The 23,096-nt window shown below is 70.5% G+C and carries 28 protein-coding genes; 23 read left to right on the plus strand and 5 right to left on the minus strand.

Annotation, left to right across the window (positions count from 1 at the left end; translation table 11 throughout):
* Window positions 1-34: 34 nt before the first annotated feature.
* The 7 genes from ACZ6Y1_RS28960 (at window position 35) to ACZ6Y1_RS28990 (ending at window position 4,827) form a co-directional block, all read left to right on the plus strand.
* A complete protein-coding gene (locus ACZ6Y1_RS28960) occupies window positions 35-166 on the plus strand; it encodes a hypothetical protein (RefSeq protein WP_469636192.1) in 132 nt (43 codons plus the stop codon).
* Between the two features lie 16 nt (window positions 167-182).
* Complete coding sequence (locus ACZ6Y1_RS28965) at window positions 183-1,610, plus strand: DUF6177 family protein (protein WP_469636195.1); 1,428 nt, start codon at window positions 183-185, stop codon at window positions 1,608-1,610.
* 130 nt (window positions 1,611-1,740) lie between these two features.
* Window positions 1,741-2,427, plus strand: a complete 687-nt coding sequence (rpe, locus tag ACZ6Y1_RS28970) for a ribulose-phosphate 3-epimerase (RefSeq protein WP_469636198.1) — start codon at window positions 1,741-1,743, stop codon at window positions 2,425-2,427.
* A 152-nt stretch (window positions 2,428-2,579) separates the two neighbouring features.
* The gene (locus ACZ6Y1_RS28975) at window positions 2,580-3,566 is read left to right on the plus strand and encodes a sugar-binding transcriptional regulator (RefSeq protein WP_469636365.1); all 987 of its coding nucleotides are present in this window, start codon (window positions 2,580-2,582) and stop codon (window positions 3,564-3,566) included.
* 87 nt (window positions 3,567-3,653) lie between these two features.
* On the plus strand, window positions 3,654-3,875 hold the full coding sequence (locus ACZ6Y1_RS28980; protein WP_384746843.1) for a CarD family transcriptional regulator: 222 nt from the start codon (window positions 3,654-3,656) through the stop codon (window positions 3,873-3,875).
* Window positions 3,876-3,934: 59 nt separating this feature from the next.
* Window positions 3,935-4,369, plus strand: coding sequence for a guanyl-specific ribonuclease (locus tag ACZ6Y1_RS28985; protein WP_469636203.1), 435 nt, complete (start codon window positions 3,935-3,937; stop codon window positions 4,367-4,369).
* Window positions 4,366-4,827 carry a barstar family protein gene (locus tag ACZ6Y1_RS28990; RefSeq protein WP_469636206.1) on the plus strand — a complete coding sequence of 154 codons (462 nt, stop codon included), beginning with the start codon at window positions 4,366-4,368 and terminating at the stop codon, window positions 4,825-4,827. Before ACZ6Y1_RS28985 ends, ACZ6Y1_RS28990 begins: the two co-directional genes overlap by 4 nt.
* Window positions 4,828-4,869: 42 nt before the next feature.
* Here ACZ6Y1_RS28990 and ACZ6Y1_RS28995 read toward each other — a convergent pair whose 3' ends face one another.
* The 5 genes from ACZ6Y1_RS28995 to ACZ6Y1_RS29015 all read right to left on the minus strand — a co-directional run bounded on the left by ACZ6Y1_RS28995 (window position 4,870) and on the right by ACZ6Y1_RS29015 (window position 8,319).
* Window positions 4,870-5,346: a group II truncated hemoglobin gene (locus ACZ6Y1_RS28995; RefSeq protein ID WP_469636210.1), complete on the minus strand. Its 477-nt coding sequence runs from the start codon at window positions 5,344-5,346 to the stop codon at window positions 4,870-4,872.
* Window positions 5,343-5,672: a putative quinol monooxygenase gene (locus ACZ6Y1_RS29000; protein ID WP_376657680.1), complete on the minus strand. Its 330-nt coding sequence runs from the start codon at window positions 5,670-5,672 to the stop codon at window positions 5,343-5,345. Before ACZ6Y1_RS29000 ends, ACZ6Y1_RS28995 begins: the two co-directional genes overlap by 4 nt.
* Window positions 5,673-5,744: 72 nt before the next feature.
* Complete coding sequence (locus tag ACZ6Y1_RS29005) at window positions 5,745-6,269, minus strand: hypothetical protein (protein WP_469636213.1); 525 nt, start codon at window positions 6,267-6,269, stop codon at window positions 5,745-5,747.
* A 59-nt stretch (window positions 6,270-6,328) separates the two neighbouring features.
* Complete coding sequence (locus ACZ6Y1_RS29010) at window positions 6,329-8,056, minus strand: FAD-dependent oxidoreductase (protein WP_469636216.1); 1,728 nt, start codon at window positions 8,054-8,056, stop codon at window positions 6,329-6,331.
* On the minus strand, window positions 8,053-8,319 hold the full coding sequence (locus ACZ6Y1_RS29015) for a UBP-type zinc finger domain-containing protein (protein ID WP_469636219.1): 267 nt from the start codon (window positions 8,317-8,319) through the stop codon (window positions 8,053-8,055). Before ACZ6Y1_RS29015 ends, ACZ6Y1_RS29010 begins: the two co-directional genes overlap by 4 nt.
* A gap of 285 nt (window positions 8,320-8,604) precedes the next feature.
* Between ACZ6Y1_RS29015 and ACZ6Y1_RS29020 the strand changes: the two genes are divergently transcribed.
* The 16 genes from ACZ6Y1_RS29020 (at window position 8,605) to ACZ6Y1_RS29095 (ending at window position 23,080) form a co-directional block, all read left to right on the plus strand.
* Window positions 8,605-9,429 (plus strand): type 1 glutamine amidotransferase domain-containing protein, encoded by an 825-nt coding sequence (locus ACZ6Y1_RS29020; RefSeq protein ID WP_469636368.1) that lies wholly within the window; start codon window positions 8,605-8,607, stop codon window positions 9,427-9,429.
* Between the two features lie 16 nt (window positions 9,430-9,445).
* Window positions 9,446-11,104 carry a thiamine pyrophosphate-binding protein gene (locus tag ACZ6Y1_RS29025; protein ID WP_469636222.1) on the plus strand — a complete coding sequence of 553 codons (1,659 nt, stop codon included), beginning with the start codon at window positions 9,446-9,448 and terminating at the stop codon, window positions 11,102-11,104.
* Between the two features lie 28 nt (window positions 11,105-11,132).
* The gene (locus ACZ6Y1_RS29030; RefSeq protein ID WP_469636225.1) at window positions 11,133-11,567 is read left to right on the plus strand and encodes a nuclear transport factor 2 family protein; all 435 of its coding nucleotides are present in this window, start codon (window positions 11,133-11,135) and stop codon (window positions 11,565-11,567) included.
* 23 nt (window positions 11,568-11,590) lie between these two features.
* Window positions 11,591-12,046: a nuclear transport factor 2 family protein gene (locus tag ACZ6Y1_RS29035; protein WP_469636230.1), complete on the plus strand. Its 456-nt coding sequence runs from the start codon at window positions 11,591-11,593 to the stop codon at window positions 12,044-12,046.
* Window positions 12,047-12,062: 16 nt separating this feature from the next.
* Window positions 12,063-12,440 carry a nuclear transport factor 2 family protein gene (locus tag ACZ6Y1_RS29040; RefSeq protein WP_469636233.1) on the plus strand — a complete coding sequence of 126 codons (378 nt, stop codon included), beginning with the start codon at window positions 12,063-12,065 and terminating at the stop codon, window positions 12,438-12,440.
* 9 nt (window positions 12,441-12,449) lie between these two features.
* On the plus strand, window positions 12,450-14,054 hold the full coding sequence (locus tag ACZ6Y1_RS29045; protein ID WP_469636236.1) for a GMC family oxidoreductase: 1,605 nt from the start codon (window positions 12,450-12,452) through the stop codon (window positions 14,052-14,054).
* On the plus strand, window positions 14,047-14,658 hold the full coding sequence (locus ACZ6Y1_RS29050; protein ID WP_469636239.1) for a DJ-1/PfpI family protein: 612 nt from the start codon (window positions 14,047-14,049) through the stop codon (window positions 14,656-14,658). Before ACZ6Y1_RS29045 ends, ACZ6Y1_RS29050 begins: the two co-directional genes overlap by 8 nt.
* Complete coding sequence (locus ACZ6Y1_RS29055; protein ID WP_469636242.1) at window positions 14,658-15,107, plus strand: VOC family protein; 450 nt, start codon at window positions 14,658-14,660, stop codon at window positions 15,105-15,107. The genes ACZ6Y1_RS29050 and ACZ6Y1_RS29055 overlap by 1 nt, the downstream gene beginning before the upstream one ends.
* 1 nt (window position 15,108) lies before the next feature.
* Window positions 15,109-16,929, plus strand: coding sequence for an AGE family epimerase/isomerase (locus ACZ6Y1_RS29060; RefSeq protein ID WP_469636245.1), 1,821 nt, complete (start codon window positions 15,109-15,111; stop codon window positions 16,927-16,929).
* A 61-nt stretch (window positions 16,930-16,990) separates the two neighbouring features.
* Window positions 16,991-17,341, plus strand: coding sequence for an STAS domain-containing protein (locus ACZ6Y1_RS29065; protein WP_469636248.1), 351 nt, complete (start codon window positions 16,991-16,993; stop codon window positions 17,339-17,341).
* On the plus strand, window positions 17,338-19,473 hold the full coding sequence (gene glgX, locus ACZ6Y1_RS29070; RefSeq protein ID WP_469636251.1) for a glycogen debranching protein GlgX: 2,136 nt from the start codon (window positions 17,338-17,340) through the stop codon (window positions 19,471-19,473). Before ACZ6Y1_RS29065 ends, glgX begins: the two co-directional genes overlap by 4 nt.
* Before the next feature lie 13 nt (window positions 19,474-19,486).
* The gene (locus ACZ6Y1_RS29075; protein ID WP_469636256.1) at window positions 19,487-19,798 is read left to right on the plus strand and encodes an STAS domain-containing protein; all 312 of its coding nucleotides are present in this window, start codon (window positions 19,487-19,489) and stop codon (window positions 19,796-19,798) included.
* Window positions 19,799-19,812: 14 nt separating this feature from the next.
* Window positions 19,813-20,268 (plus strand): ATP-binding protein, encoded by a 456-nt coding sequence (locus ACZ6Y1_RS29080; protein WP_469636371.1) that lies wholly within the window; start codon window positions 19,813-19,815, stop codon window positions 20,266-20,268.
* Window positions 20,250-21,506, plus strand: coding sequence for a PP2C family protein-serine/threonine phosphatase (locus tag ACZ6Y1_RS29085; protein WP_469636259.1), 1,257 nt, complete (start codon window positions 20,250-20,252; stop codon window positions 21,504-21,506). The genes ACZ6Y1_RS29080 and ACZ6Y1_RS29085 overlap by 19 nt, the downstream gene beginning before the upstream one ends.
* Complete coding sequence (locus tag ACZ6Y1_RS29090) at window positions 21,506-22,270, plus strand: MinD/ParA family ATP-binding protein (RefSeq protein WP_469636262.1); 765 nt, start codon at window positions 21,506-21,508, stop codon at window positions 22,268-22,270. Before ACZ6Y1_RS29085 ends, ACZ6Y1_RS29090 begins: the two co-directional genes overlap by 1 nt.
* A gap of 69 nt (window positions 22,271-22,339) precedes the next feature.
* The gene (locus ACZ6Y1_RS29095; RefSeq protein ID WP_469636265.1) at window positions 22,340-23,080 is read left to right on the plus strand and encodes a type 1 glutamine amidotransferase domain-containing protein; all 741 of its coding nucleotides are present in this window, start codon (window positions 22,340-22,342) and stop codon (window positions 23,078-23,080) included.
* Window positions 23,081-23,096 lie beyond the last annotated feature (16 nt).

Raw genomic sequence — 23,096 nt, forward strand, 5'->3', positions numbered from 1 at the left:
GCTGCTGGACGATGTCAGGCACGAAACATCTGTGATGAGCGTGCTCGACGTCAGCTGCTCCCCGATTGCCCTGATCCATGCCGTCCCCGTCGTCTCCCGTGCGCAGGGCCCGGAAGGCCGACGGTTCGGCGAGTGCCTGCTGACCTTCGGCAACGAGAGAACATGACGACAAGGAACACGGCATGACCAAGGACGTGATCGCGCTCACCGAGCGCATGCCGGACGCGCTGAGCGTCCTGGCCGGCCTGCTCGCGGGCGGCCCCGACCTTCTGGTCGAGTCCGCCGGAGAGGGCGCCGTGGTCCAGCTCTGTGATGCCGAGGGCCGGCCGCTCGTATCGATCGAAGTCCCGCTGATGCTCCAGGTGCGGAGCGAGGCGGTACGACTGCTGGGGCCGGGTGCCGAGCTGTCGGGAGACGGTCCGGCGTGGTGGGTCGAGGCCCGCGCCGCCGCCGGCGTACCAGAGGCCGAGCAGCTCGCCGGAGCCTTCGCCGCCCGCCTGACCATGCTCCTTGGCGGTCGGGTCTGGCCGCCGGACGCCCCGGGCACCGTCGGCGCGGCCTGCCCGGTCGACGTCTCGGGCGTCACCGCCGTGCCGGTGCCCGCCGCCGCCCAGCCGGCCGTCGACTTGCTCACCGACAAGGCTGCCGTCGTCCTCCAGGACCGCCCCGTCGTCCCCATGACGAGCTGGCTCTCCGAGGTGCTGCGGGCCACCGTGGAGAGCGAGCGATCCCTGCAGATCGTCACCCCGCCGCACTGCCGCCTTTCCACGCCCACCCGTCTGCTGTTGCAGGCGATGCCCTCGCGCTGGGTGGTGCAGGACGAGCGATGCGGCTACTACGACGGGCTTACGGGCGCCGTCCTCACCTGGCAGGACGACGCCTTCTGCCCCGCTCCGGGCGAGAACGGCGAGACGCGGGTGGCGGACACCTTCGCAGAGGCCCCGCAGACCGGTGAACGCCAGCTCAGTGTCTCCTTCCGTACCCGGCACCGACCCACGGCGGACCTCGTCCTCGGCGGCGCGCTCGAGGCCGCCTGGCAGGTGCTGACGGGCGGCCTGCCGGCCGGCTGGGGGACCTCGGAGCCCGCCGGCCTGACGTGGTCGCGGCGCCAGCTGACCGAGCTGGCCTACGAGCGGGCCCCTCGGTCCACCTGGACCGTGGTCGTCGGCACCCCGGACCGGCCCGCGGTCGCCACCCTGCGCGTGATCCGCACCCCCGAGGGCGTTGAGGAGGACATCACCCTCACCTTGGGCTACGGCTCTGACGAGGCGCTCCCCCTGGAGGCGCTTCCGGGGCTGGCCGAGGAGCTGGTGACCCGGTACGGGCTCACGAGCATGCTGTGCCAGCTGCGCGCAGCACGCCGGGACCTGAGCACCCCGCCCCACTACGAGAACCCGCCACTGCCGTACGCCTTCGTACTCGGCCCCGCGGAGGTCCAGGAAGCGGGGCGGGACACCGCCAGGAGGACGCCGCTCAAGGAACGCCCGGTGCGACTGGGTCCGCAGGCCCGGCCGGGCTACTACTACGCACTCGGCGACGCCGAGACCGCCGAGAGCTGGGCCGCGCTGGAGGGGCTGCTGCGCCACCTGCGCGGCGCGCCGCCCGCCTGACCGACGACGGCGGCAAGGCGATCTCCAAGGACAAGCCGAATATTCTGCGGTATCGCTGCAGCGCTGCCGAGTCGATCCCGACTTCCGGGGTCGTGGCCGGAACCGCGCGGTGGCATGGCACGCTTGGGGCATGGCCGCCCAGATTTTTCCCAGCATCCTGTCCGCCGACTTCGCCCGCCTCGCCGAGGAGGCGAAGGCCGTCGAGGGAGCCGACTGGCTGCATGTCGACGTCATGGACAACCACTTCGTCCCCAACCTGACCCTCGGCGTACCGGTCGTGGAATCCCTGAGCCGGGCCACGGACACCCCGCTCGACCTCCACCTGATGATCGAGAACCCGGACCGCTGGGCCCCGCAGTACGTGGAGGCCGGGGCGGGCTCGGTGACCTTCCACGCCGAGGCCGCGGCCGCGCCCGTGCGTCTCGCGCGGGAGATCCGGGCCAAGGGCGCGCGCGCCTCCATGGCGCTCAAGCCCGCGACGCCGATCGAGCAGTACGAGGACATCCTCCCCGAGCTCGACATGCTGCTGATCATGACCGTCGAGCCGGGCTTCGGCGGCCAGCCCTTTCTGGACATCATGCTGCCCAAGATCCGCCGCACCCGTGAGCTGATCTCCAAGCACGGTCTGGAGATCTGGCTCCAGGTCGACGGCGGGGTGTCGGCCTCGACCATCGAGCGCTGCGCCGAGGCCGGCGCCGACGTCTTCGTCGCGGGCAGCGCCGTATACGGAGCGGTCGACCCGGCGGCCGCCGTACGCACGCTGCGTGAGCAGGCGGGTACGGCCATCGCGGCCGCGCCGTGGGCCTGCGACCACTGAGGAGAAGGCTTGGTGGACGGCTCGGTGAACGGGAGCTGTCCAGGCTGATCAACGGCCGTCGGATCTGACAGGATGAACGACGAGTCGAGAGTGTGAACAGCAGTGAGGAGAACGCGGTGTCTGCAACTTCGGCGGGACGGTCAGCCCTGCGGATGGGACCCGCGGAGCTGGTGCAGGCTGCGGCCATGGCGCGACGCTTCTACCTGGAGGGCAAGTCCAAGATCCAGATCGCCGAGGAGTTCGGCGTGAGCCGCTTCAAGGTGGCCCGGGTCCTGGAGACCGCCCTCGAACGCGATCTCGTACGCATCGAGATCCGCGTTCCCGCGGAGCTGGACGCGGAGCGCTCCGACGCGCTCCGCGCCCGGTACGGGCTGCGGCACGCGGTGGTCGTGGAGTCCCCGGCCGACGCGACGGAGGACGCCCCCGACCCGGAGAACCTGGGTGCCGTCGCCGCGGACCTGCTGGGCGAGCTCGTCAACGAGGGCGACGTGCTCGGCCTGGCCTGGGGGCGCTCGACGATCCACATGGCCGCCTCCCTGCACCGGCTGCCCCCGTGCACCGTGGTCCAGCTGACCGGCGTGTACGACGCCGGGACCGCGGAGCGCGGCTCGGTGGAGGCCGTACGGCGGGCCGCGCAGGTCTCCGGCGGGGACGCGCACCCGATCTACGCGCCGATGCTGCTCCCGGACCCGGCCACCGCGGCGGCGCTGCGGAGCCAGACCGGGATCGCGCGCGCGTTCGAGTACTTCGACAAGGTGACGGTCGCGGCCGTCTCCATCGGCTCCTGGGAGCCCGGCATCTCGACCGTCCACGACATGCTCACGGACGAGGAGCGGGCGCACTACGCCTCGCTCGGCGTCGCGGCCGAGATGTCGGCGCACCTGTTCGACTCCGAGGGGCGGCGGGTGGGCCGGGACCTCGGCGAGCGGTGCATCACCGTGGAGGCGGACCGCCTGCGGCGGATCCCCGAGGTGGTGGCCATCGCGGGCGGGCTGCGCAAGGCCTCCGCGATCGGGGCGGTGCTGCGGTCGGGTCTGGTGACCAGCCTGGTCACGGACACGGCCGTCGCCGACTACCTGCTGACCGAGTCGGCCCCGGGTCTCCGGCCGGCGCTGGACCGGGCCGATCCGGACGGCTGACCGGTGCGGGCGCCGGGACGGATGGTGCCTGAATCGAGATCCGAACGGCGGCCCGTGGCGCGGGTGACTGGGGTCATACTGGTTCCGATGACCAAATCTGCAGTACCTCGCCGTCATTTGCCGTCCAGCCCGTTCAAGGCGCCCGAGGAACAGCCCATCCGGCAGTTCTCCGTCGGCGACCGGGTTTCCCACGACGAGCACGGCCTCGGCCGTGTCGTCGGAATCGAGGAGGGGATCGCTGTTCTCGTCGACTTCGGATCGGTCCAGAAGCGTGTTCTGAGCCCTTACACCAAGATGTCCGCCCTCTGAGGCCCTCCGGGGCCATCCGACGATTCGCGAGCGAATCGGATATTTGGCACGATCGGCGCATGATCCTCCGGAACGCGCCCCGATCGTTCCTGCGGCTGCTCGGGGCCTTGTTCCTCGGCGCCGCGCTGGTAGGCGGCCTGGCGGGCTGCGGCGGTCCGAACGCCGCGCCCGCCGCCGCCACCGGCAGTGCCGCACCCGCCCCGTCGTGGGCCAAGGGGATGGCGACCGTACGGGCCGACGCGCTGCCGCAGCAGGCCCGGGACGTGCTCCTGCTCATCGACAAGGGCGGGCCGTACCCCTACCGCCAGGACGGCACGGTCTTCGGCAACTTCGAGAAGGCACTGCCGAAGCGCAAGCGCGGCTACTACCACGAGTTCACGGTCAAGACGCCGGGGGAGCCGGACAGGGGCGCCCGGCGGATCGTGACGGGGCAGGGCGGCGAGTTCTACTACACAGACGATCACTACGACACATTCAAGGCGGTTCTCCGATGAGCCCGATCTCACCCCTGTCCCCGTCCACCTCCCTGGAGCCGCTGCCGCTGGCCCCGGCGCTCGACGCCGCCGAGAAGGCCGGCTGGACGGTCATGGAGCTGGACCTCGACGGGGTGCGCGGCAAGGCCGCGCTGATGCGGCGCTGCCAGGAGGCCCTGCGGCTGCCGGAGTGGTTCGGCGGGAACTGGGACGCGCTGGCCGACGTGCTGCGGGACCTCTCGTGGCTGCCGCAGGCGCCGGGACGCCTGGTGACCGTGACGTCCTGGCGGGGCTGCGCGGAGGCGGAGCCGGGGGACTGGGCGAAGTTCGTGGAGATCCTGGAGGGGGCGGTGGAGTTCTGGCAGCGCGCGGAGCCGCGTGACGGGGCCGAGGCCGTGCCGCTCACCGTGCTCCTCGCCGAAGGCATGCCGCCCCAGACCCCGCGGCTGCCCCCTCGGCGCTACAAGTTCATGCGCTGAGGCGGCCGGCCGGAGGGGTCCGGGGCGGACGTGACCGGACTTTCAGCCCTTGGGGATCCAGGGCGGGGTCTGGCCCCAGGACCAGACCGGGATCTTGGCCGCGTCCACCGGGGGCGGATTGGGCCCCGAGTAGATCAGGGCCATCCGGGTGCCCCACTCGATGTAGTAGGCGAACACCCCGCGGAACTCCGGGTCCGTGGGGAGTCCGACCTCGTCGGCCGTGTCCATCAGCAGGTCCACCCAGCGGCGGCGCTGCTTCTCCGTGATGCCGCGGCCCAGGTGCTTGGTGGCCATGTGCTGGTGGCCGCCGTGGTGGGCGGTGTAGTCCGCCGGGCCGCCGAAGACCTCCGACAGCCAGACGGCGACGTGCTGGGGGTGCTCGGAGTCCATGCCCGCGAAGACCGGGGCGAGGATCTCGTCCTGCAGGGCGTGCGCGTAGAAGGCGTCCGTGAGGCGTTTCATCGCCTCCGCTCCGCCCATCCACTCGTAGATGGTGGGTGTCGACGGTGTGGTGCTCATGACTGTCCGGCGGCCTTTCCGGTGCCCGCGACATCGGTCACCGTGTAGTGCTGCATCTCCTCGATCGCCGTCACGTACGGCCGGATCGCGCTGAAGAAGGCCGGGAAGTGCTCGCCCTTGCGGAAGCCGTTCAGGTGGGCGTCGACCGAGGTCCAGCGGATGCGCAGGATGTAGCGCTCCTTCTCCTCCTCGCAGCGGGCGAGTTCGTAGTCGATGCACTCGGGTGCGGCGGCCAGCGCCTCGGCCGCCCTCGCGTACGAGGTTTCGAAGGCCTGCTGATCGTCCAAGGCGATCCGGTAGCGGATGTATTCGACGGTCGTGGTCATGGTGCGTGCCTCTCCCTCGTGGTCGGTCCGGGCCAGCCTTACGCGATCATGGGCGGTCGTGGGGTGATTCCGTCATTCCGAACCGGACTTCCTGGAGTCGGATTCACCCGGGTCGCCCGGTTCGGCGACGTCGGGGCCCTGGGCGCGGACCCGCTGCACCTTGTCCAGCGACGCGCGCAGCTCGGAGAGCCACTCGTCGGTGTTCCGCCCGACCAGGCGGACGCACCAGGCCAGCGCGTCGGCCCGGCTGCGGGCCACGCCGCCCGCGACCAGGGTGTCGAGGACCTGGCGTTCGGACTGGCGCAGCCGGGTCATGACGGGCACGGCCAGGTGCGTGAAGAGGGCCGTCTCCGCACCGGACCGCACACCCCAGGCCACCTTGCGGCGGTAGAGCTCCTCGGCCTCGCGCGCCACCTCGATGCGCTGCTCGCGGGTGCGCTCGCGGAACTCCCCGACCGATTCGTTCGCCGGGACGGTGCCGACGACCGTGATCTCCTCGCGGTCGACCGTGACCGACACGAGGGACTCGTACACGTCCACCGGCAGGCGCTCGGCGAACCACGCGCGGAGCTTTTCGCTCTGTTCGGCTGTAATCATGTAATCAACGTTGCGTCCGATCGCTCCTTGATCGCAAGGGCCCCGGCCGGTGTTCGCTCTCAGCCCATCGAGCGGTAGCGGTGGATGAGGGAGACCGCCATCGCGCCCTCGCCGACGCCCGAGGCGACCCGCTTCACCGAGTGGGCCCGCACGTCACCGGCCGCGAAGACGCCCGGAACGCTCGTCTCCAGCGGGTAGGGGGCGCGTTCCAGGCTCCATTCGGCCGGCAGCTCGCCCCCGTTGGCGATCAGGTCCGACCCCGTGAGGACGAAGCCGTACTCGTCCCGTTCCACGACCCCCGAGAGCCACTCGGTGTGCGGGCGGGCGCCGATGAAGGTGAACATGAAACGGGCCGGGACCTCGGTGTCCGCGCCCGTGTCCGCGTCGTGGAGGGTGATGCGCTCCAGGTGCTCCGCGCCGTCCAGCCGGACCACCGTGGTGCGGACCCTGACCTCGATGTTCGGGGTGCGGTCGATCTCGTCGACGAGGTACCGGGACATGCTCGCGTCCAGCGAGGCCGCGCGCACCAGGATCGTCACCCGCGCCGCGTACTTGGCGAAGTGCACCGCCGCCTGGCCGGCCGAGTTGGCCCCGCCCACGATGAACACGTGCTGGGAGATGCAGGCCGAGCTCTCGGTGGTGGCCGCGCCGTAGTAGAGCCCGGCCCCCTCGAAGCGGTCCGCGCCCGGCGCCTCCAGTCGGTTGTACGAGACGCCGGTGGCGAGGAGCACCGTCTCCGCGCTGATCTCCGTACCGTCCGCCAGGGTGAGGACCTTCGCCGGGTCGTCCCGGGTCAGCGAGACCACCTCGACCGGGTGCAGGATCTCCGCCCCGAAACGGGAGGCCTGGATGGTGGCGCGGCGGGTGAGGTCCCCGCCCGAGAGGCCCGAGGGGAAGCCGAGGTAGTTCTCGATCAGGCTGGAGGTGCCGGCCTGGCCTCCCGGGGCGCGGGAGTCCAGCATCAGCGTCGACAGGCCCTCCGAGGCCGAGTAGACCCCGGCCGCCAGGCCGGCGGGACCCGCGCCGACGATCACGCACTCGTAGTGCGGGCGGGAGGCGGTGGTGGCCAGCCCCAGCCGCTGGGCGAGCTCCGTGTCCCCGGGGGCCGAGAGCACCGACCCGTCCGGGAAGCGGACCAGGGGCAGCGCTCCGCCCGGCTCGGCGGCGATCAGGGTCAGCGCCTCGGGGTCCCGCTCGACGTTCAGGAAGCGGAACGGCTGGCCGTTGCGGGTGAAGAAGTCCCGGACGGCGTGGGTGCCGGGGGAGACCAGGTGGCCGGCGACGATGATCCCGTCGTACGCCGGGCGGTAGGTGGCCAGCCAGTCCGACAGCAGGTCGTCCAGGACCGGGAACAGCCGCTCGTGCGGAGGGTCCCACGGTTTGAGCAGGTAGTAGTCCAGCCGCACCCGGTTGATGGCGGTGATCGCCGCGTCGGTCTCCGCGTACGCGGTCAGCAGCACCCGGCGCGCGTCCGGGAACCGGCTGACGGCCTCGAGGAGGAACTCCACCCCCGTGACGTCGGGCATCCGCTGGTCGACGAGGAAGAGCGCCGGGTCGTGGCCCCGCTCGTCCAGCGAGTCCAGGATCTTCAGGGCGTCGGCCGCGGACGAGGCGCCGAGCACCCGGTAGCGGTCTCCGTAGGCGCTGCGCAGGTCGCGGCGGACGGCGCGCAGCACCTGCGGATCGTCGTCCACGGCCAGGATGACCGGCTTGCGGTTCTCGGCGCGCTCGGCCGGGGCGGCGCCGGAGGAGGTGACGGCCGCCGCGCTCTCCGGGGCCGCGCTCACGCCGGGTCCAGCATCAGCTTGTCGGCGTAGCACCAGGCCCAGTCCTCGCCCGGCTCGTGCGAGGCGGCGATGGGGTGCTCGGTGACCCGGTAGTGGCGGGTGGCGTGACGGTTCTTCGAGGAGTCGCAGCAGCCGACGTGACCGCAGCTCAGGCACATCCGCAGGTGAACCCAGCCGTCACCGGAGGCGAGGCACTCCTCGCAGCCCTCGGTGCCCGGTTTCACCGGACGTATCCGGTCGAGGTGTGTGCACAACAGGTCCATCGATCGTCCCCGTCCTTCTCGTCGCGTCCTCGCGCCGGTGTCCCGTGCATTCCGTGATTGACGGCGCGTCCAGACCATAGGTCGCGGCCCCCGCGATGGTTCAGGGATTCGGCCGAAGTCAGGTAGTCCTGGATCGACTTCATGACCTCCCGGAGCGACTTCCTGAAGTGCCGTGATGACCATGGCCGCTACCTCACCAAGTCGCACACCGACGCTTTGACGCATGCCCCGGGCGCGGCCAGTGTGGTGGACGCCAACGACAACAGGCGGCGCCTGGAGGAATTCGTGAGCAGAAAGATTCTGGTCATTGTCTCCGAACACGGTTACTGGGCCGAGGAACTGATAGGCCCCGTATCGAAGTTCGACGAGCGGGGCTACGAGGTCGTATTCGCCACGCCGACCGGAAAGCGTGCGCACGCTCTTCCGCCGAGCCTCGACGCGAACTACATCGACCCCCCGCTGGGCCGCTCGGTCACCACCGAGGAGAACGCCCGGCTGGGCCGCGAGTTCGAGCAGTCCAGCCGGCTGGACTCCCCGCTCGACATCGAGGCGTGGGTCCCCGAGCGCCCGTACACGAGCGACGAGGGCTACCTGCGGAAGCTGGAGCAGTACCACCGCGACCTGGACAGGCTCGACGCCGACATCGCCGGGTACGACGCGATCCTCATCGTCGGCGGCAGCGGACCCATCGCCGACCTCGCCAACAACGAGCGCGTGCACGCCCTGATCCTGGCCTTCGAGAAGGCCGGCAAGGTCGTCGCCGCCGAGTGCTACGGCGTCGCCTGCCTGGCCTTCGCCCGGGACTGGAGCGACCGCAAGAGCATCATCTGGGGCAAGCACGTGACCGGCCACTGCAAGGAGTACGACTACAAGGACGGAACCGGATTCCTCGGTACCGACTTCAACATGGGCCCGCCGCCGTACCCGCTGGAGTACATCCTGCGCGATGCCACCGGCCCGCGCGGCGCGTACCACGGCAATTTCGGAAAGCCGGTTTCCGTGATCGTCGACTTCCCGTTCGTCACCGGCCGCTCGACCCCCGATTCGTATCTCACGGGGCAGAAGATCGTGGAAGTCCTGGAGGACGGTCTCATCCGGTACGGCTGGTGATTTCAAGGGGAGTCCGATGAATGCCGAAGCCACTCCGGCGAGTCCGGGACGGGAAAGGCTGATCGAGCAGTTCAAGGCCGACGGCCTGAATGTGATGTTCGGAAATCCGGGAACGGTGGAACAGGGATTCCTCGACGCGGTCGACGCGGCGGAGGACTTCACCTACGTCCTCGCCCTCCAGGAGACCGTGGCCGCCGGCATCGCCGACGGGTACGCCCGGGCGACCGGCGGCGCGGCCCTGCTCCAGCTGCACTCGGGGGTCGGGCTGGGCAACGGCATCGGCATGCTCTACCAGTCGCTGCGCGGCCACACCCCGCTCGTCGTGGTCGCCGGTGACGCCGGCGTCCGCTACGACGCCATGGACGCGCAGATGGCCTCCGACCTGGTGGCCATGGCGAAGCCGGTGACCAAGTACGCCACCCGGGTCACCGACCCGCGGTCCGTGCTGCGCACCGTCCGGCGAGCCGTGAAGATCGCGCTCACCCCGCCCCGCGGGCCCGTGTTCGTGGCGCTGCCCATGGACGTGCTGGACGAGCTCAACTCCGAGCCCGTGCTGCCCGCCACGGTGCCGCTCACGGACGTGGCCCCCTCGCCGGCCTCGGTGGGGAGGGCGGCCGAGCTGCTCGCCCCCGCCGAGCGCCCGGTCCTCCTCGTCGGCGACGGGGTGGCGCTCTCCGGGGCCCAGCGCGAACTCGCGGCCGTCGCCGAACTGCTGGGCGCCGACGTCTACGAGGTCGACTCCTCCGAGGTCAACATCGCGGCCTCGCACCCGCTGCGGCGCGGCCAGACGGGCCACATGTTCGGCCCGCACAGCAAGGAGCTGATCGGGGACGCCGACGGGGTCCTGATCGTCGGCACCTATGTCTTCCCGGAGGTGTTCCCCGAACTGGAGAACCCCTTCCGGGCGGGCGCGAAGATCGTCCACATCGACCTCAACGCCTACGAGATCGCCAAGAACCACCCGGTGGACCTGGGCCTGGCCGCCGACCCGCGGCAGGCGCTGCGCGCGCTGGCCGGCGTACTGGAGCGGCGGCTCACCCCGCAGCAGCGGGCCGCCGCGGCCGCCCGGCTCGACGTACGGACCAGGGAACGGGCACGAGCCGTGCGGGCCCAGGCGCAGGAGGACGACGGCACGCCGATGACCGTCTTCCTGAAGACCCTGGCCGAGCGCACCGGCGGGGACCTGATCGTCTTCGACGAGGCGCTGACCACCTCCCCGCTGGTCACCCGGTACCTGCCCGCGGAACGCCCGGGCGACTACCACCTCACCCGGGGCGGCTCGCTCGGCGTGGGCTTCCCCGGGGCGGTCGGCGCGAAGCTGGCCCGGCCGGAGCGGCTCGTCGTGGGCTTCGCCGGCGACGGCGGGTCGATGTACACGTACCAGGCGCTGTGGACGGCGGTCCGGCACGGCATCGACGCCAAGTTCGTGGTCTGCAACAACCGCAAGTACCGGCTGCTGGACGACAACATCGCCCAGTACTGGCGGGAGCGGGACATCCCGCAGCACGGCTTCCCCGGATCCTTCGACCTCTCCCACCCCGAGATCGACTTCGCCGGGCTGGCCCGGTCCCTGGGCGCCGGCGGGATGCGGGTGGAGAAGCCGGACGAGGCGGTGGCGGCCGTGAACCGGATGCTGACCCGCCCAGGACCGTTCCTCGTCGACATCCAGATCTGACACACCCGACCGGACAGGAGGAGACCGCATGCCCGCCGAGCGGCAGCTGACCGAGGACGCGATCCGCAGGTTCGCCGAGGACTGGTACGTGGCACTGGACCGGCACGTGCCGGCGGACCAGGTGCTCGCCCTGATCACCGAGGACCTGGAGTTCAAGGTCCCCGAGGACACCTTCCTCGGCCACCAGGGCTTCGGCCGCTGGTACGAGGCCGTGACCAACCGGTTCTTCGACGAGGTCCACACGGTCACGAAGGTGGAGCCGGTCATCGAGGGCGACCGGGCCATCGTCCGGGTCCTCGTCAACTGGCAGGCCAAGATCTGGGACCCGCCGGCCGCCCGCAGCGAATGGCTCGGCTTCGACGCCGACCAGACCTGGACGGTGGTGGCGGGCCCGGACGGGCCGCTGATCAAGCAGTACACCGTCAACGACCTGGCTCCGATGCCCGGTTCCGGCTCCCTCTGACCGCCGGCGAAGGAGAAGCGACGATGACCGAAGTGACGCGGGAGCGGGTCCGGGAGGCCTACGCGGCCCTCGGCTCCGGCGACCGGGCGCGCATCCTGGAGTACTACTCCGAGGACCTGCGCTGGCTGGTGCCGGGCAACCACCCGCTGGCCGGATGGTACGAGAGCCTCGACGCCTTCCTGGAGCTGATGGGGCAGACCCACAAACTCACCGGCGGCACCTTCCGGATGGACCTGGAGGCGGTCCTCGTGGGCGAGGACTGCAGCGCGGACGTGTGCCGCAACGTCGCCCTGCGCGACGGCGCGGACGCCGCGAGCGAGTCGCCGTACGAGCGGATGGACTACCCGGTCTTCCACTTCATGAAGTGGCGGGACGGCCGGATCGTCGAGGGCCGCGACGGGCTCTTCGGCGACACGGCGGCCGCCTTCAGCCGGTTCTGGGCGCCCTTCGCGCCGGACGGCACCCGACGCGACCGATAGAGGGGTGAGCGAGGCCATGGAACCGCGAGAGATCCTCACGAAGTACTACCAGTACGCCAACGCCGGCGACTGGGACCGCTGGTGCGACCTGTTCGCCGACGACCAGGTCATGGACGAGCAGCTCGCCGGGCGCATCGAGGGCCTGGAGGTGCTGCGCTCGATGATGAAGGGCATGGGCACCATGTACCGGGTCTTCCGGAACGAGCCCGTGCACTTCGTCGTCGACGACGGCGGGGAGAAGGCCGCGGCCGTCTCGCACCTGACGGCGGTCAGCGCCTCCGGCGAGGCCATCGAGGCCGAGGTCATGAACTTCTTCCGGATCGTGGACGGAAAGATCGCCTACATGGCGAACTTCCACGACACGGCCCCCTTCCAGGTCCTGAGCCAGGGCTGAGGGGGACCCGTGAGCGCAGAGGAGTACGACTACATCGTCGTGGGGTCCGGCACCGCTGGCAGCGTGCTGGCGAACCGGCTCTCCGAGGACCCGGACGTCTCCGTCCTCGTCCTGGAGGCGGGCGGCTCCCGGATCCCGCCCGAGGTGGACGACCCGTCGTCCTGGTACAAGCTGCTCGGCGGGCCCGTCGACTGGGGCTACACCAGCACCCCGCAGCCCGGCCTCGACGGCCGCCGCACCTACGAACCGCGCGGCAAGGCCCCGGGCGGCAGCAGCAACCTCTACATCATGATGCACATCCGGGGCCACGCCTCGGACTTCGACAACTGGGCCTACCAGGGCGCGGCCGGCTGGGCGTACGAGGACGTGCTCCCGTACTTCTCCCTCCTGGAGGGCCAGGAGGACGCCACCGCCGCCACCACCGGCACCCGGGGCCCGCAGCGCATCACCAACGCCGGCCGGCACGCCCCCAACCCGGTCTCCCGCGCCTTCATCGACGCGGCCGTGGAGCTCGGCCACCAGGAGATCGCCGACTTCAACACCGACGGTCCCCGGCGCGGCCTCTTCGGCACCGGCTGGCACCACATCGACGTGGCCGACGGCCGCCGCCAGGGCACCCTCGCCGCGTACCTGGAGCCCGCGCTCGACCGCTCCAACCTGACCCTGCGCACCAGCGCGCAGAGCACCCGGCTGCTCTTCGACGGGGACACCTGCACGGGCGTCGAGTACGTGCAGCTCCAGCCCGCCCCGGAATTCCCCGGCCGGACCGTCCGGGACGGCCACAGCACCCCCGCGGAGCCCGGCCCGCACACCGCACGGGCCCGCAGGGAGGTGATCGTGGCCGCCGGGGCGATCGAGTCCCCGAAGCTGCTGCTGCTCTCCGGGATCGGGCACCCGCACCAGCTCAGGGAGCACGGCATCGGGGTCACCGCGGACCTGCCAGGGGTCGGCGAGAACTTCCACAACCACGTGCTGACCGGGCTGATGGCCGAGGTCACCCAGGAACTCCCGCCGCCCACGCAGAACCTCTCGGAGAGCGCTCTGTTCCTGTCCTCCCGGCCCGGGCTGCCCGCGCCCGACCTGCAGATCGCCTTCGTGCACGTCCCGTTCGACGTGATCGTCGGCCAGGACCACCCGAACACCGTGTCCATCCTGCCGGGTGTCGTACGCCCGGTCTCGCGCGGCTGGATCAGGCTGGCGAGCGCCGACCCGCTGGCCCACCCGCTGATCAACCCGAACTACCTGGGCGACCGCTGGGACCTGGAGCGGATGGTGCAGGGCGTCAAGATCGCCCGGGAGCTCTTCGCGACCTCGGCCTTCTCGCCCTGGTACAAGCAGGAGCTCCAGCCCGGCCCGGCCTACCTCAGCGACTCCGAGCTGCGCGGCTTCGTGAAGCAGAAGTCGGAGAGCTACCACCACCAGGCCGGCTCCTGCCGCATGGGCGTCGACGACCTCTCCGTGGTCGACCCCGAGCTGCGCGTGCACGGCGTGCAGGGCCTGCGCGTCGTCGACGCGAGCGTGATGCCCGCCGTCCCGTCGGGCAACTGCCACACCGCCATCGCGATGATCGCCGAACGCGCGGCGGACTTCCTGAAGGGGGCCTCCCGTGCCTGACGCCGTCCTGCGCGAGGGCGCGCTGACCGGGACCCGGATCGCGGTCCTGGTCGAGAGCGACTTCTACGAGCCGGAGATCTTCTACTACCAGCACCGGTTCGCGGAGGAGGGCGCCGAGGTCGACTTCCTGACCCGGCTGTGGGGCAACGACTCCATCACCTTCTCCGGGCACGAGTACCGGGCGCCGTTCACCGCCGACAAGTCCCTGGAGGGGCTGAGCGACGAGGAGCTGCGCCGGTACGCGGCGATCATCGTGCCCTCGGGCATGGTGGCCGACCGGCTGCGCTACACCGAGGACGTGGACGTGCTCGCCCCCGCCACGGAGCTGCTGCGCCGGGCCTTCGAGGAGCCCACGGTCCTCAAGGGGATCATCTGCCACGGCATGTGGCTGGCCTCCTCGATCCCCGGCAAGATCCGCGGCCGCAAGGTGGTCTGCCACAACAACCTCATCGGCGACGTCCGCAACATGGGCGGCGAGTACGTGGACGAGGACGTGGTCGTCGACGGCGACCTCGTCACCGGCCGCACCGGCGCCCACCACCACCTCTTCGCCCGCCGGATCATCGAGCTGATCGCGGCCGGGCGGGGCAGGGGGGCCGCCTGATGGCGGCGGCCGGACTGCGCTGGTCGCACGTGGGCCTGAACTGCACGGACCAGAAGTCCACCGAGGACTTCTACACCCGGTACTTCGGATTCTCCCGGGCCCGGGTGGTGAACCTGGGCGACTCCGAGATCGTGTTCCTGCGCAAGGGGGACGCGTACCTGGAGCTCTTCGCGGCCGCCGCCGAACCGGCCCGCCCGGCCCACGACGACGGGCCGCAGGCCCCCGGCCGGATGCGCCACCTGGCCTTCCAGACCGACGACGTGGACGCGTTCCTGGCGCGGCTGGGCGACGCGGCCGACGTGACGCTGGGGCCGCTGGACTTCGACGACTTCATCTGCGGCTGGCGGACCGTCTGGCTCCGCGATCCGGACGGAGTGATCGTCGAGGTCAGCCAGGGATACGAGGACGACCGCTCTTACGACGGCTCTCACGACAAGGACGGTGCATGACATGGCGGACGCCGTGAGCTTCTCCTTCTCCGACACCATCGCGGGCTACGTCGTCCGCTTCGACTCCGCGGCGCGCGTCCTGCGGCTGAAGACCTCCGACGGCCGCGAGTTCGACGTCTCGCTGGCCGGCGGCCCGAGCGCCGAGCTCGTCCGCAACCTGGAGGAGCCCTACATCGACGCATCCGGGCACATCGACGAGATGCTCTCGCCCGGCCGGTTCCTCTTCGCGTACGGCATCCACTACCCCGAGCACGGGGGGCGCTTCGACGCCAAGCGCCTGGTGTTCCTCGGCCGCGGCGCCGAGGACTACCGCTTCGAGGAACCCAGCTGGTGGATCAAGCAGATCGAGTCGCTGGCCGACTTCTACAAGCGGGCCCAGTTCGGCGACGGACCGGTGGACTTCACCGAGTACCGCACCGAGATCCGGCTCGGCGGCGACAAGACCGCCAGCCACGTCCAGGAGACCGACACCATCTCCCGCCTGGTCTACGGCATGGCCTCGGCCTACCTGCTGACCGGCAAGGACGAGTACCTGGAGGTCGCCGAGCGCGGCACCGAGTACCTGCGCAAGCACATGCGCGTCGTGGACAGCGAGGAGGACGTGGTCTTCTGGTACCACGGCATCAGCGTCGACGGGGACACCGAACGCAAGCTGTTCACCTCGGAGTTCTCCGACGACTACGACGCGATCCCGATGTACGAGCAGATCTACGCGCTGGCCGGCCCCATCCAGACGTACCGGGTCACCGGCGACGTCCGGATCAAGAACGACGCGGACGCCACCATCCGGCTGTTCGACAAGTTCTTCTTCGACCCGGAGCAGGGCGGCTACTACTCGCACATCGACCCGATCCTCTTCAGCGCCGACCACGAGTCCCTCGGCGAGAACGCCGAGCGCAAGAACTGGAACTCGGTCGGCGACCACGCGCCCGCGTACCTGATCAACCTGTACCTGGCGACCGGCGACCAGAAGTACGCCGACTTCCTGGAGTACACCTTCGACACCATCGCGGACCGCTTCCCGGACTACAAGAACAGCCCCTTCGTCCAGGAGCGCTTCCACCGGGACTGGTCGCACGACAAGGCGCACAGCTGGCAGCAGGACCGGGCCGTGGTCGGCCACAACCTGAAGATCGCCTGGAACCTGATGCGGATGAACTCGCTGAAGGCCAAGCCGGCGTACGAGGAGCTCGCCAAGAAGATCGGCGAGATCATGCCGGCCGTCGGCAGCGACCTGCAGCGCGGCGGCTGGTACGACGTCGTCGAGCGGACCAAGTCCGGCGACCAGGAGGCGTATCGATTCGCCTGGCACGACCGCAAGGCCTGGTGGCAGCAGGAGCAGGCGATCCTCGCCTACCTCATCCTGGGCGGCACCGTCGGCGGCGAGGCGAACCTGCGCGAGGCCCGGCAGGCCCAGTCCTTCTACAACACCTTCTTCCTCGACCACGACGAGGGAGCCGTCTACTTCAACGTGCTCGCCAGCGGCACGCCGTACCTGCTCGGCACCGAGCGGCTCAAGGGCAGCCACTCGATGTCCATGTACCACTCGGCGGAGCTGTGCTACCTCGCCGCCGTCTACAACAACCTCCTCATCAACGGCCGGGAGATGGACTTCCACTTCCAGCCCGACCCGACCGGCCTTCCCGACCGGATCCTGCGCGTCTCGCCCGACCTGCTCCCGGCGGGTTCCGTGCGCATCGCGTCCGTGGAGATCGACGAGAAGCCGTACGAGGAGTTCGACGCGGACGAACTGACCGTCCACCTCCCCGACGTCCAGGGGCGGGTCAAGGTCAAGGTCCGCCTCCGGCCCGTGGCCCAGTAGTTCCACGGGGGCTCACCGCGCGCTCAACGGGGGGCGCCCCAACCAGAGGGGAATGCAAGCAATGAGTCTCAACGTCAAGGAACGCCGCAACAAGACGGGCACCGTGCTCGTCGCCACCGGTGAGATCAACAGCGAGACCTCCGGCTCACTGCTCCAGTCGCTGCTGCCGCTGGTCCGCGAGGGCAGGCCGCTGCGGATCGACCTCACGGCGGTCACCTACGTCTCCAGCGCCGGCCTGCGCACCCTGCTCGTCGTCTACCGCGAGGCCCAGCACGCGGGCATCGCCGTCACCCTGTACGGGGTGAGCGAGGAAGTCCGGTTCGTCATGTCGGCCACCGGCTTCCTCGACTTCTTCGAGACCGGCGAGGCGGCGGCCGCGGCGGCCAAGGCCAAGGCCAAGGCGGCGCGATGAGCGAGACCCGGTCCGAGCAGGTCCTGCGCGTCGACGCGTACCCGACCCACGAAGTGGGCGGGTACCGCGTCCGCGCCGGCAAACCGTTCCCCTTCGGGGCCAACGTGGTCCCCGGCGGGGTCAGCTTCTCCGTCTTCTCCGACCAGGCCACCTCCATGACCCTGGTCATCTACAAGCGCGGAGAGCCCGAGCCGATGGCCGAGCTGGAATTCCCCCAGGAGTTCCGCACCGGCAGCGTCTTCGCCATGACGGTCTTCGGCCTCGACCACGAGAACATCGAGTACGGGTACCGGGCCGACGGCCCCTACGACCCGGTCACCGGCCACCGCTTCGACGCCCGCCAGGTCCTCTCCGACCCCTACGCCCGGCTGATCGCCGGCCGCGACGTGTGGGGCGTGGAGCCGGACCGCAGCCGCGGCTACCAGTACCGCTCCCGCGTCTGCCTCCAGGACTTCGACTGGGGCGACGACACCCCGCTGGGCATCCCCGCCGAGGACCTCGTCGTCTACGAGGCCCACGTGCGCGGCTTCACCCGGCACCCCAACTCGGGGGTCACCGCGCCCGGAACCTTCGCCGGGCTGCGCGAGAAGATCCCGTACCTCAAGGAACTCGGCGTGAACTGCATCGAGCTCCTGCCCGTGTTCGAGTTCGACGAGAGCGACAACCCGCGCAGCAACCCCGAGACGGGGGAGCGGCTCTTCGACTACTGGGGCTACAACACCGTCTCGTTCTTCGCGCCGAAGGCCGGCTACGCCGCCACCGGGCGGTACGGGATGCAGGGCGACGAGTTCCGCACCCTGATCAAGGACCTGCACGCGGCCGGCATCGAGGTCATCCTCGACGTCGTCTTCAACCACACCGCCGAGGGCAACGAGCAGGGCCCGACGATCTCCTTCAAGGGCCTCGACAACGCCACGTACTACATGCTCACGCCCGAGGGGTACTACTTCAACTTCAGCGGCACCGGCAACACCGTCAACTGCAACCACCCCGTCGTGCGCAACTACGTGCTCGACTGCCTGCGCCACTGGGTCGCCGACTACCACATCGACGGCTTCCGCTTCGACCTCGCCGCCATCCTCGGCCGGGACCTGGACGGCACCCCGCTGCCCAACCCGCCGCTGCTGGAACTGCTCGCCTACGACCCGGTCCTGCGGCACACCAAGCTCATCGCCGAGGCCTGGGACGCCGGCGGCCTCTACGAGGTCGGCAACTTCCCGGCGTACGGCCGCTGGGCCGAGTGGAACGGGAAGTACCGCGACACCGTGCGCCGCTTCCTCAAGGGGGACCCGGGCGTCACCGGCGAACTCGCCACCCGGATCGCCGGCTCGCCCGACCTCTACTCCAGCCGCGGGACCGCCGCGTCGGTCAACTTCCTGACCGCACACGACGGCTTCACCCTCGCCGACCTGGTCTCCTACAACGACAAGCACAACGAGGCCAACGGCGAGAACAACAACGACGGCGCCAACGACAACAACAGCTGGAACTGCGGAGCCGAAGGGCCGACCGACGACCCGGAGATCAACGCGCTGCGCACCCGGCAGATGAAGAACGCCCTCGCCATCCTCTTCACCAGCCAGGGCATCCCGATGCTGCTGTCCGGGGACGAGGTCGCGCGGACCCAGTGCGGCAACAACAACACGTACTGCCAGGACAACGAACTGTCCTGGTTCGACTGGGACCAGGTCGACGAGAACGCCGAACTGCTCCGCTTCACCCGCCAGATGATCGCCTTCCGCAAGCGCCACCGGGAGCTGCGCGCGACCTCCCACCCCACCGGCCGGATCCGGGAGAACCTCGGTCTGCCCGACATCAGCTGGCACGGGGAGCGGGCCTGGCAGCCCGACTGGTCGCAGGAGAGCCGGCTGCTGGCGGTGGCCCGCTGCGGCACCGGGGACGACGACGTCGTGTACGTGGCGATGAACTCGCACTGGGAGTCCCACGACCTGGAACTGCCCGCCCTGCCCGGCGGACGCAGCTGGCACCTCTTCGCCGACACCGGGGCCGAGGCGCCGCACGACATCCGTACTCCGGGCACCGAGCAGGAGCTCGACAACGCCGGGAAGTACCTGATCGGCCCGCGCTCGGTCGTGATCCTGGTCGGCCGCACGAACGATCCCGACGAGTAGAAGGAGACCTGAGATGCCCCTTTCCGTGTCCCTGAGCATCGACGGCGACACCACCGTGATCGAACTGGCGGGCGAGCTGGACGCCAAGACCGCGCCGGACTTCCACCAGACCATCGAGAAGGCCGCCGGGCACGGCACCAGCACCGTGGAGATCCGGATGGCCGGCGTCGGCTACATGGCCAGCGCCGGACTGCGCTCCCTGGTCTTCGCCCAGCAGAAGGTCGCCGACCACGTCACGATCAGGGTGGTGGGCGCCATCGAGCCCGTCTCCCGGACCATCCGGACGGCCGGACTCGACCGGAGCATCGTCCTCGCCGACGAGTGACCACCGTGACCGACATGGCCGAACTGGCGACGGAGACCGCCGTACTGGAGGTGCCCGCGACGGTGGGGGCACTGGGCGAGATCGCCTCCTTCGTCCTGCGGCTGGCCGGACGGGCGGCCCTGGACAAGGGCGCCGCCTACCGGATCCGGCTGGCCGTGGACGAACTGGCCACGAACATCGTGATGCACGGGTACCGGGGCGGCGACGGACGGATCACCGTCCGCGGCCGCTCCGGCCCGGGCGAGGTGCGCATCGTCATCGAGGACGGCGCACCCGCCTTCGACCCCGTCGAAGGCCGCCTCCCGCCCGCACCCGGGGTCCGCCCCGAGGAACGGCGGATCGGCGGACTCGGCATCCACCTGGCGCTGACCAGCGTGGACGGGTTCGGCTACAGACGCACGGACGGCCGCAACATCAGCACGCTGACCGTGAGAGCTGAGGGGACGGACCCATGCCCTCCACAACCGTGATCATCCTCGACGTGAACCCGCCCCCGCCGCCCGAACTGCGGGGCGCGCTGCGGACGATGGACGCGCACCTCGTCACCCGCTCCCTCGAGGAGCTCCGCGAAGGCCCGCTGGAACGGCTGCCCGTCGCGGACGTACTGCTCGCCCCTGCCGAGGCCGACGGGGAGTCCGTACGGATGGCCGTGCGCCGGCTGCGCCGCTGGGCCGGAGAACCCATCGTGGTCGTCTGGACCGTGTCGGAGTTCGCCGCACTGGAGGAACACGTACGGCTCGGGCACGACTACCTCGTACCGCCCTTCCTGCCCGCCCTCGTCGGGGCCCGCCTGCACAGCTGCTCGGAGCGGGCCGGCCTCGGCCGCACCCTGCGCGAGGCCGACGCCCGCGCCGAGCTCATGGGCTACGAGAAGGAACTGGAGATCGGCCGGGAGATCCAGGCGGGCTTCCTGCCCGAACGGCTGCCGGTCCCGGACGGGTGGGAGATCGACGTACGGTTCCGGCCGGCCCGCCAGGTCGCCGGGGACTTCTACGACGTCTTCGAGATATCCCGCGGCCGCCGGCTCGCCGTCGTCGTCGCCGACGTCTGCGACAAGGGGGTCGGCGCCGCGCTCTTCATGGCCCTCATCCGCTCGCTGCTGCGGCACACCGCCGAGAACAGCGGACTCCAGCACCTGGTCGCCGGCCGCACCGGAGGCAGCCGGCGCATCCCGGTGGTCGGCGCCACCCCGCTGCTCAACGCGGTCACCGCCACCAACGGCTACCTCACCCGCAACCACCTGCGGCAGGGCTACTTCGCCACCCTCTTCTTCGGGGTGCTCGACCCGCTCACCGGCAGCCTCGTCTACATCAACGGCGGCCACAACCCGCCCCTGAAACTGCCCGCCGACGGCAGCGCGCCCGTCCCCCTGGAGATCACCGGACCCGCCGTCGGAGTCCTGCCCGACTGCGTCTACACCCTCGGCTACGCCCAGCTGAACCCGGGCGACACCCTCTTCGTCTTCACCGACGGGGTCCCCGAGGCACGCTGCCCCCAGGGCCGCTTCCTCGGCGACGAACGCATGCTGGAACTGCTCGCCGGCCCCCCGGCCAGCGGCAGGGAGGTCGTCGACCGCATGGACTGGGCGGTCCGCGAGCACACCGGCACCGCCGAACAGCACGACGACGTCACCATGCTGGCGCTCCACCGGCCACGTGCGGCGCGGGGGCCGCACGCGGACGGCACCGGCTTCCAGGTGGTGGCCTGATGACCCGGACCATCGTGGTGCACTCGCACCGAGGTGGCACGGGCAAGTCCTCGGTACTGGCGAACCTCGCGCTGCTCCTGGCGGCCGAAGGACGCCGCGTCGGGGTGGTGGACACCGACATCCAGTCACCCACCCTCGACCTGCTCTTCCGGCTCGGACCGGGTTTCTCCCTGGCTGACTACCTCCTCGGCCGCTGCGAGATCGAGGCCGCGGCCCAGCAGGTGGGCGCCGAGCGCGCCCCGGGCGGGCCCGGCGGACTGTACGTCGTGCCGGCCCGCACGGGGACGGCCGCCCTGCGCGAGATCATGACCAGCGGATACGACGTGGGGATGCTCCCGGAGGGCTTCGACCGGCTGGCCCGCCACCTCGCCCTCGACGTGCTGCTCCTCGACACCCACGCCGGGCTCAACAACGAGTCGGTGACGGCCATGGCCAGCGCCGACGTACTCATGATCATGGCGCGGGCGGACCGGATCGACCTCTCCGGAGTCGAGGAGACCATCGCCCTCGCCGGGCGCCTGCCCTGCCGGCGGACCCTGGTGCTGAGCATGGCCCCCGCCGGCGTCGACCGGGAAGGGGCCCGCCGGCGGGCGCAGGAGGTCTACGGGGCACCGCTGGCCGGAATCCTTCCGTACTCGCCGGAAATGGCGGCGCTGTACGGGGAGCGCATATTCGCAGAAGCCCATCCCGACCACCCCCTGGTCGGTGAATTCCGCACCATCATCTCGGCGTTGGACGCACGTGACGAAGTATCGCGGGCCTGACGTCGTCCCCTTACGCCCCTTGCGAGGGGCGTGTTGAATCGGCAGCGAATCCAGAACAAGGAGAGAATCATGAAGATTCTCGTCGTCATGACGGCCAAGGCCACCCTCCACCTGCTGGACGGCGAACAGCACCCCTCGGGATTCTGGGCCGAGGAATTCGTCGTCCCCTACCAGCTGTTCAAGGCCGCCGGGCACACCGTGGACGTCGCGACCATCGGCGGTCAGGCGCCGACGGTCGACCGGACGAGCATCGACCCCCAGTTCCTCCAGTGGGTCCGCCCCCAGGGTTCGCCCGACGAGGACGCGGCCAACGCCGCCGAGTACGTCCGGGTCATCGAGAACACCCCCCAGCTCAAGGCCCCCCTCGCCCTGGAGTCCCTCACCGAGAAGGACATCGCCGACTACGACGGCGTCTACGTCAGCGGCGGCCACGGAGCCATCGGCGACCTGCCCAAGTCCGACGAACTCGCCCAGATCCTGCGCTGGGTCATCGCCCAGGACAAGCCGCTGGCCACCGTCTGCCACGGCCACACCTCGCTGCTCGCCCTGCGCGACGGCGAAGGCCGCTGGCCCTTCGAGGGCTACCGCATGACGGCCTTCTCGCACAGCGAGGAACTGGTCACCAACATGGCCGGCCGGCTCCCGCTGATCCTGGAGGTCGAGCTCACCAGGCTCGGCGCCCGCTACGAGAAGGCCGAGGTGATCTGGGACTCGCACGTGGTCGTGGACCGGAAGCTGACGACAGGCCAGAACCCGTACTCCTCCAAGGCCCTCGCCGAGACGTTCCTGACACAGCTCGCGAAGGGCTGACGCCAGCCCCCCGCAC

The sequence above is a fragment of the Streptomyces sp. NPDC053432 genome (genome assembly GCF_055585365.1).

Coding starts and splice junctions, on each gene's coding strand:
- ACZ6Y1_RS28980 (WP_384746843.1), top strand. CDS start 3,654: ATGACCAAATCTGCAGTACCTCGCCGTCATTTGCCGTCCAGCCCGTTC.
- ACZ6Y1_RS28965 (WP_469636195.1), top strand. CDS start 183: ATGACCAAGGACGTGATCGCGCTCACCGAGCGCATGCCGGACGCGCTG.
- ACZ6Y1_RS29055 (WP_469636242.1), top strand. CDS start 14,658: ATGGCGGCGGCCGGACTGCGCTGGTCGCACGTGGGCCTGAACTGCACG.
- ACZ6Y1_RS29025 (WP_469636222.1), top strand. CDS start 9,446: ATGAATGCCGAAGCCACTCCGGCGAGTCCGGGACGGGAAAGGCTGATC.
- ACZ6Y1_RS29000 (WP_376657680.1), bottom strand. CDS start 5,672: ATGACCACGACCGTCGAATACATCCGCTACCGGATCGCCTTGGACGAT.
- ACZ6Y1_RS29090 (WP_469636262.1), top strand. CDS start 21,506: ATGACCCGGACCATCGTGGTGCACTCGCACCGAGGTGGCACGGGCAAG.
- ACZ6Y1_RS29015 (WP_469636219.1), bottom strand. CDS start 8,319: ATGGACCTGTTGTGCACACACCTCGACCGGATACGTCCGGTGAAACCG.
- glgX (WP_469636251.1), top strand. CDS start 17,338: ATGAGCGAGACCCGGTCCGAGCAGGTCCTGCGCGTCGACGCGTACCCG.
- rpe (WP_469636198.1), top strand. CDS start 1,741: ATGGCCGCCCAGATTTTTCCCAGCATCCTGTCCGCCGACTTCGCCCGC.
- ACZ6Y1_RS29005 (WP_469636213.1), bottom strand. CDS start 6,269: ATGATTACAGCCGAACAGAGCGAAAAGCTCCGCGCGTGGTTCGCCGAG.
- ACZ6Y1_RS28995 (WP_469636210.1), bottom strand. CDS start 5,346: ATGAGCACCACACCGTCGACACCCACCATCTACGAGTGGATGGGCGGA.
- ACZ6Y1_RS29080 (WP_469636371.1), top strand. CDS start 19,813: ATGGCCGAACTGGCGACGGAGACCGCCGTACTGGAGGTGCCCGCGACG.
- ACZ6Y1_RS29095 (WP_469636265.1), top strand. CDS start 22,340: ATGAAGATTCTCGTCGTCATGACGGCCAAGGCCACCCTCCACCTGCTG.
- ACZ6Y1_RS28990 (WP_469636206.1), top strand. CDS start 4,366: ATGAGCCCGATCTCACCCCTGTCCCCGTCCACCTCCCTGGAGCCGCTG.
- ACZ6Y1_RS28960 (WP_469636192.1), top strand. CDS start 35: ATGAGCGTGCTCGACGTCAGCTGCTCCCCGATTGCCCTGATCCATGCC.
- ACZ6Y1_RS29030 (WP_469636225.1), top strand. CDS start 11,133: ATGCCCGCCGAGCGGCAGCTGACCGAGGACGCGATCCGCAGGTTCGCC.
- ACZ6Y1_RS29035 (WP_469636230.1), top strand. CDS start 11,591: ATGACCGAAGTGACGCGGGAGCGGGTCCGGGAGGCCTACGCGGCCCTC.
- ACZ6Y1_RS29040 (WP_469636233.1), top strand. CDS start 12,063: ATGGAACCGCGAGAGATCCTCACGAAGTACTACCAGTACGCCAACGCC.
- ACZ6Y1_RS29065 (WP_469636248.1), top strand. CDS start 16,991: ATGAGTCTCAACGTCAAGGAACGCCGCAACAAGACGGGCACCGTGCTC.
- ACZ6Y1_RS29075 (WP_469636256.1), top strand. CDS start 19,487: ATGCCCCTTTCCGTGTCCCTGAGCATCGACGGCGACACCACCGTGATC.
- ACZ6Y1_RS29060 (WP_469636245.1), top strand. CDS start 15,109: ATGGCGGACGCCGTGAGCTTCTCCTTCTCCGACACCATCGCGGGCTAC.
- ACZ6Y1_RS28975 (WP_469636365.1), top strand. CDS start 2,580: ATGGGACCCGCGGAGCTGGTGCAGGCTGCGGCCATGGCGCGACGCTTC.
- ACZ6Y1_RS29085 (WP_469636259.1), top strand. CDS start 20,250: ATGCCCTCCACAACCGTGATCATCCTCGACGTGAACCCGCCCCCGCCG.
- ACZ6Y1_RS28985 (WP_469636203.1), top strand. CDS start 3,935: ATGATCCTCCGGAACGCGCCCCGATCGTTCCTGCGGCTGCTCGGGGCC.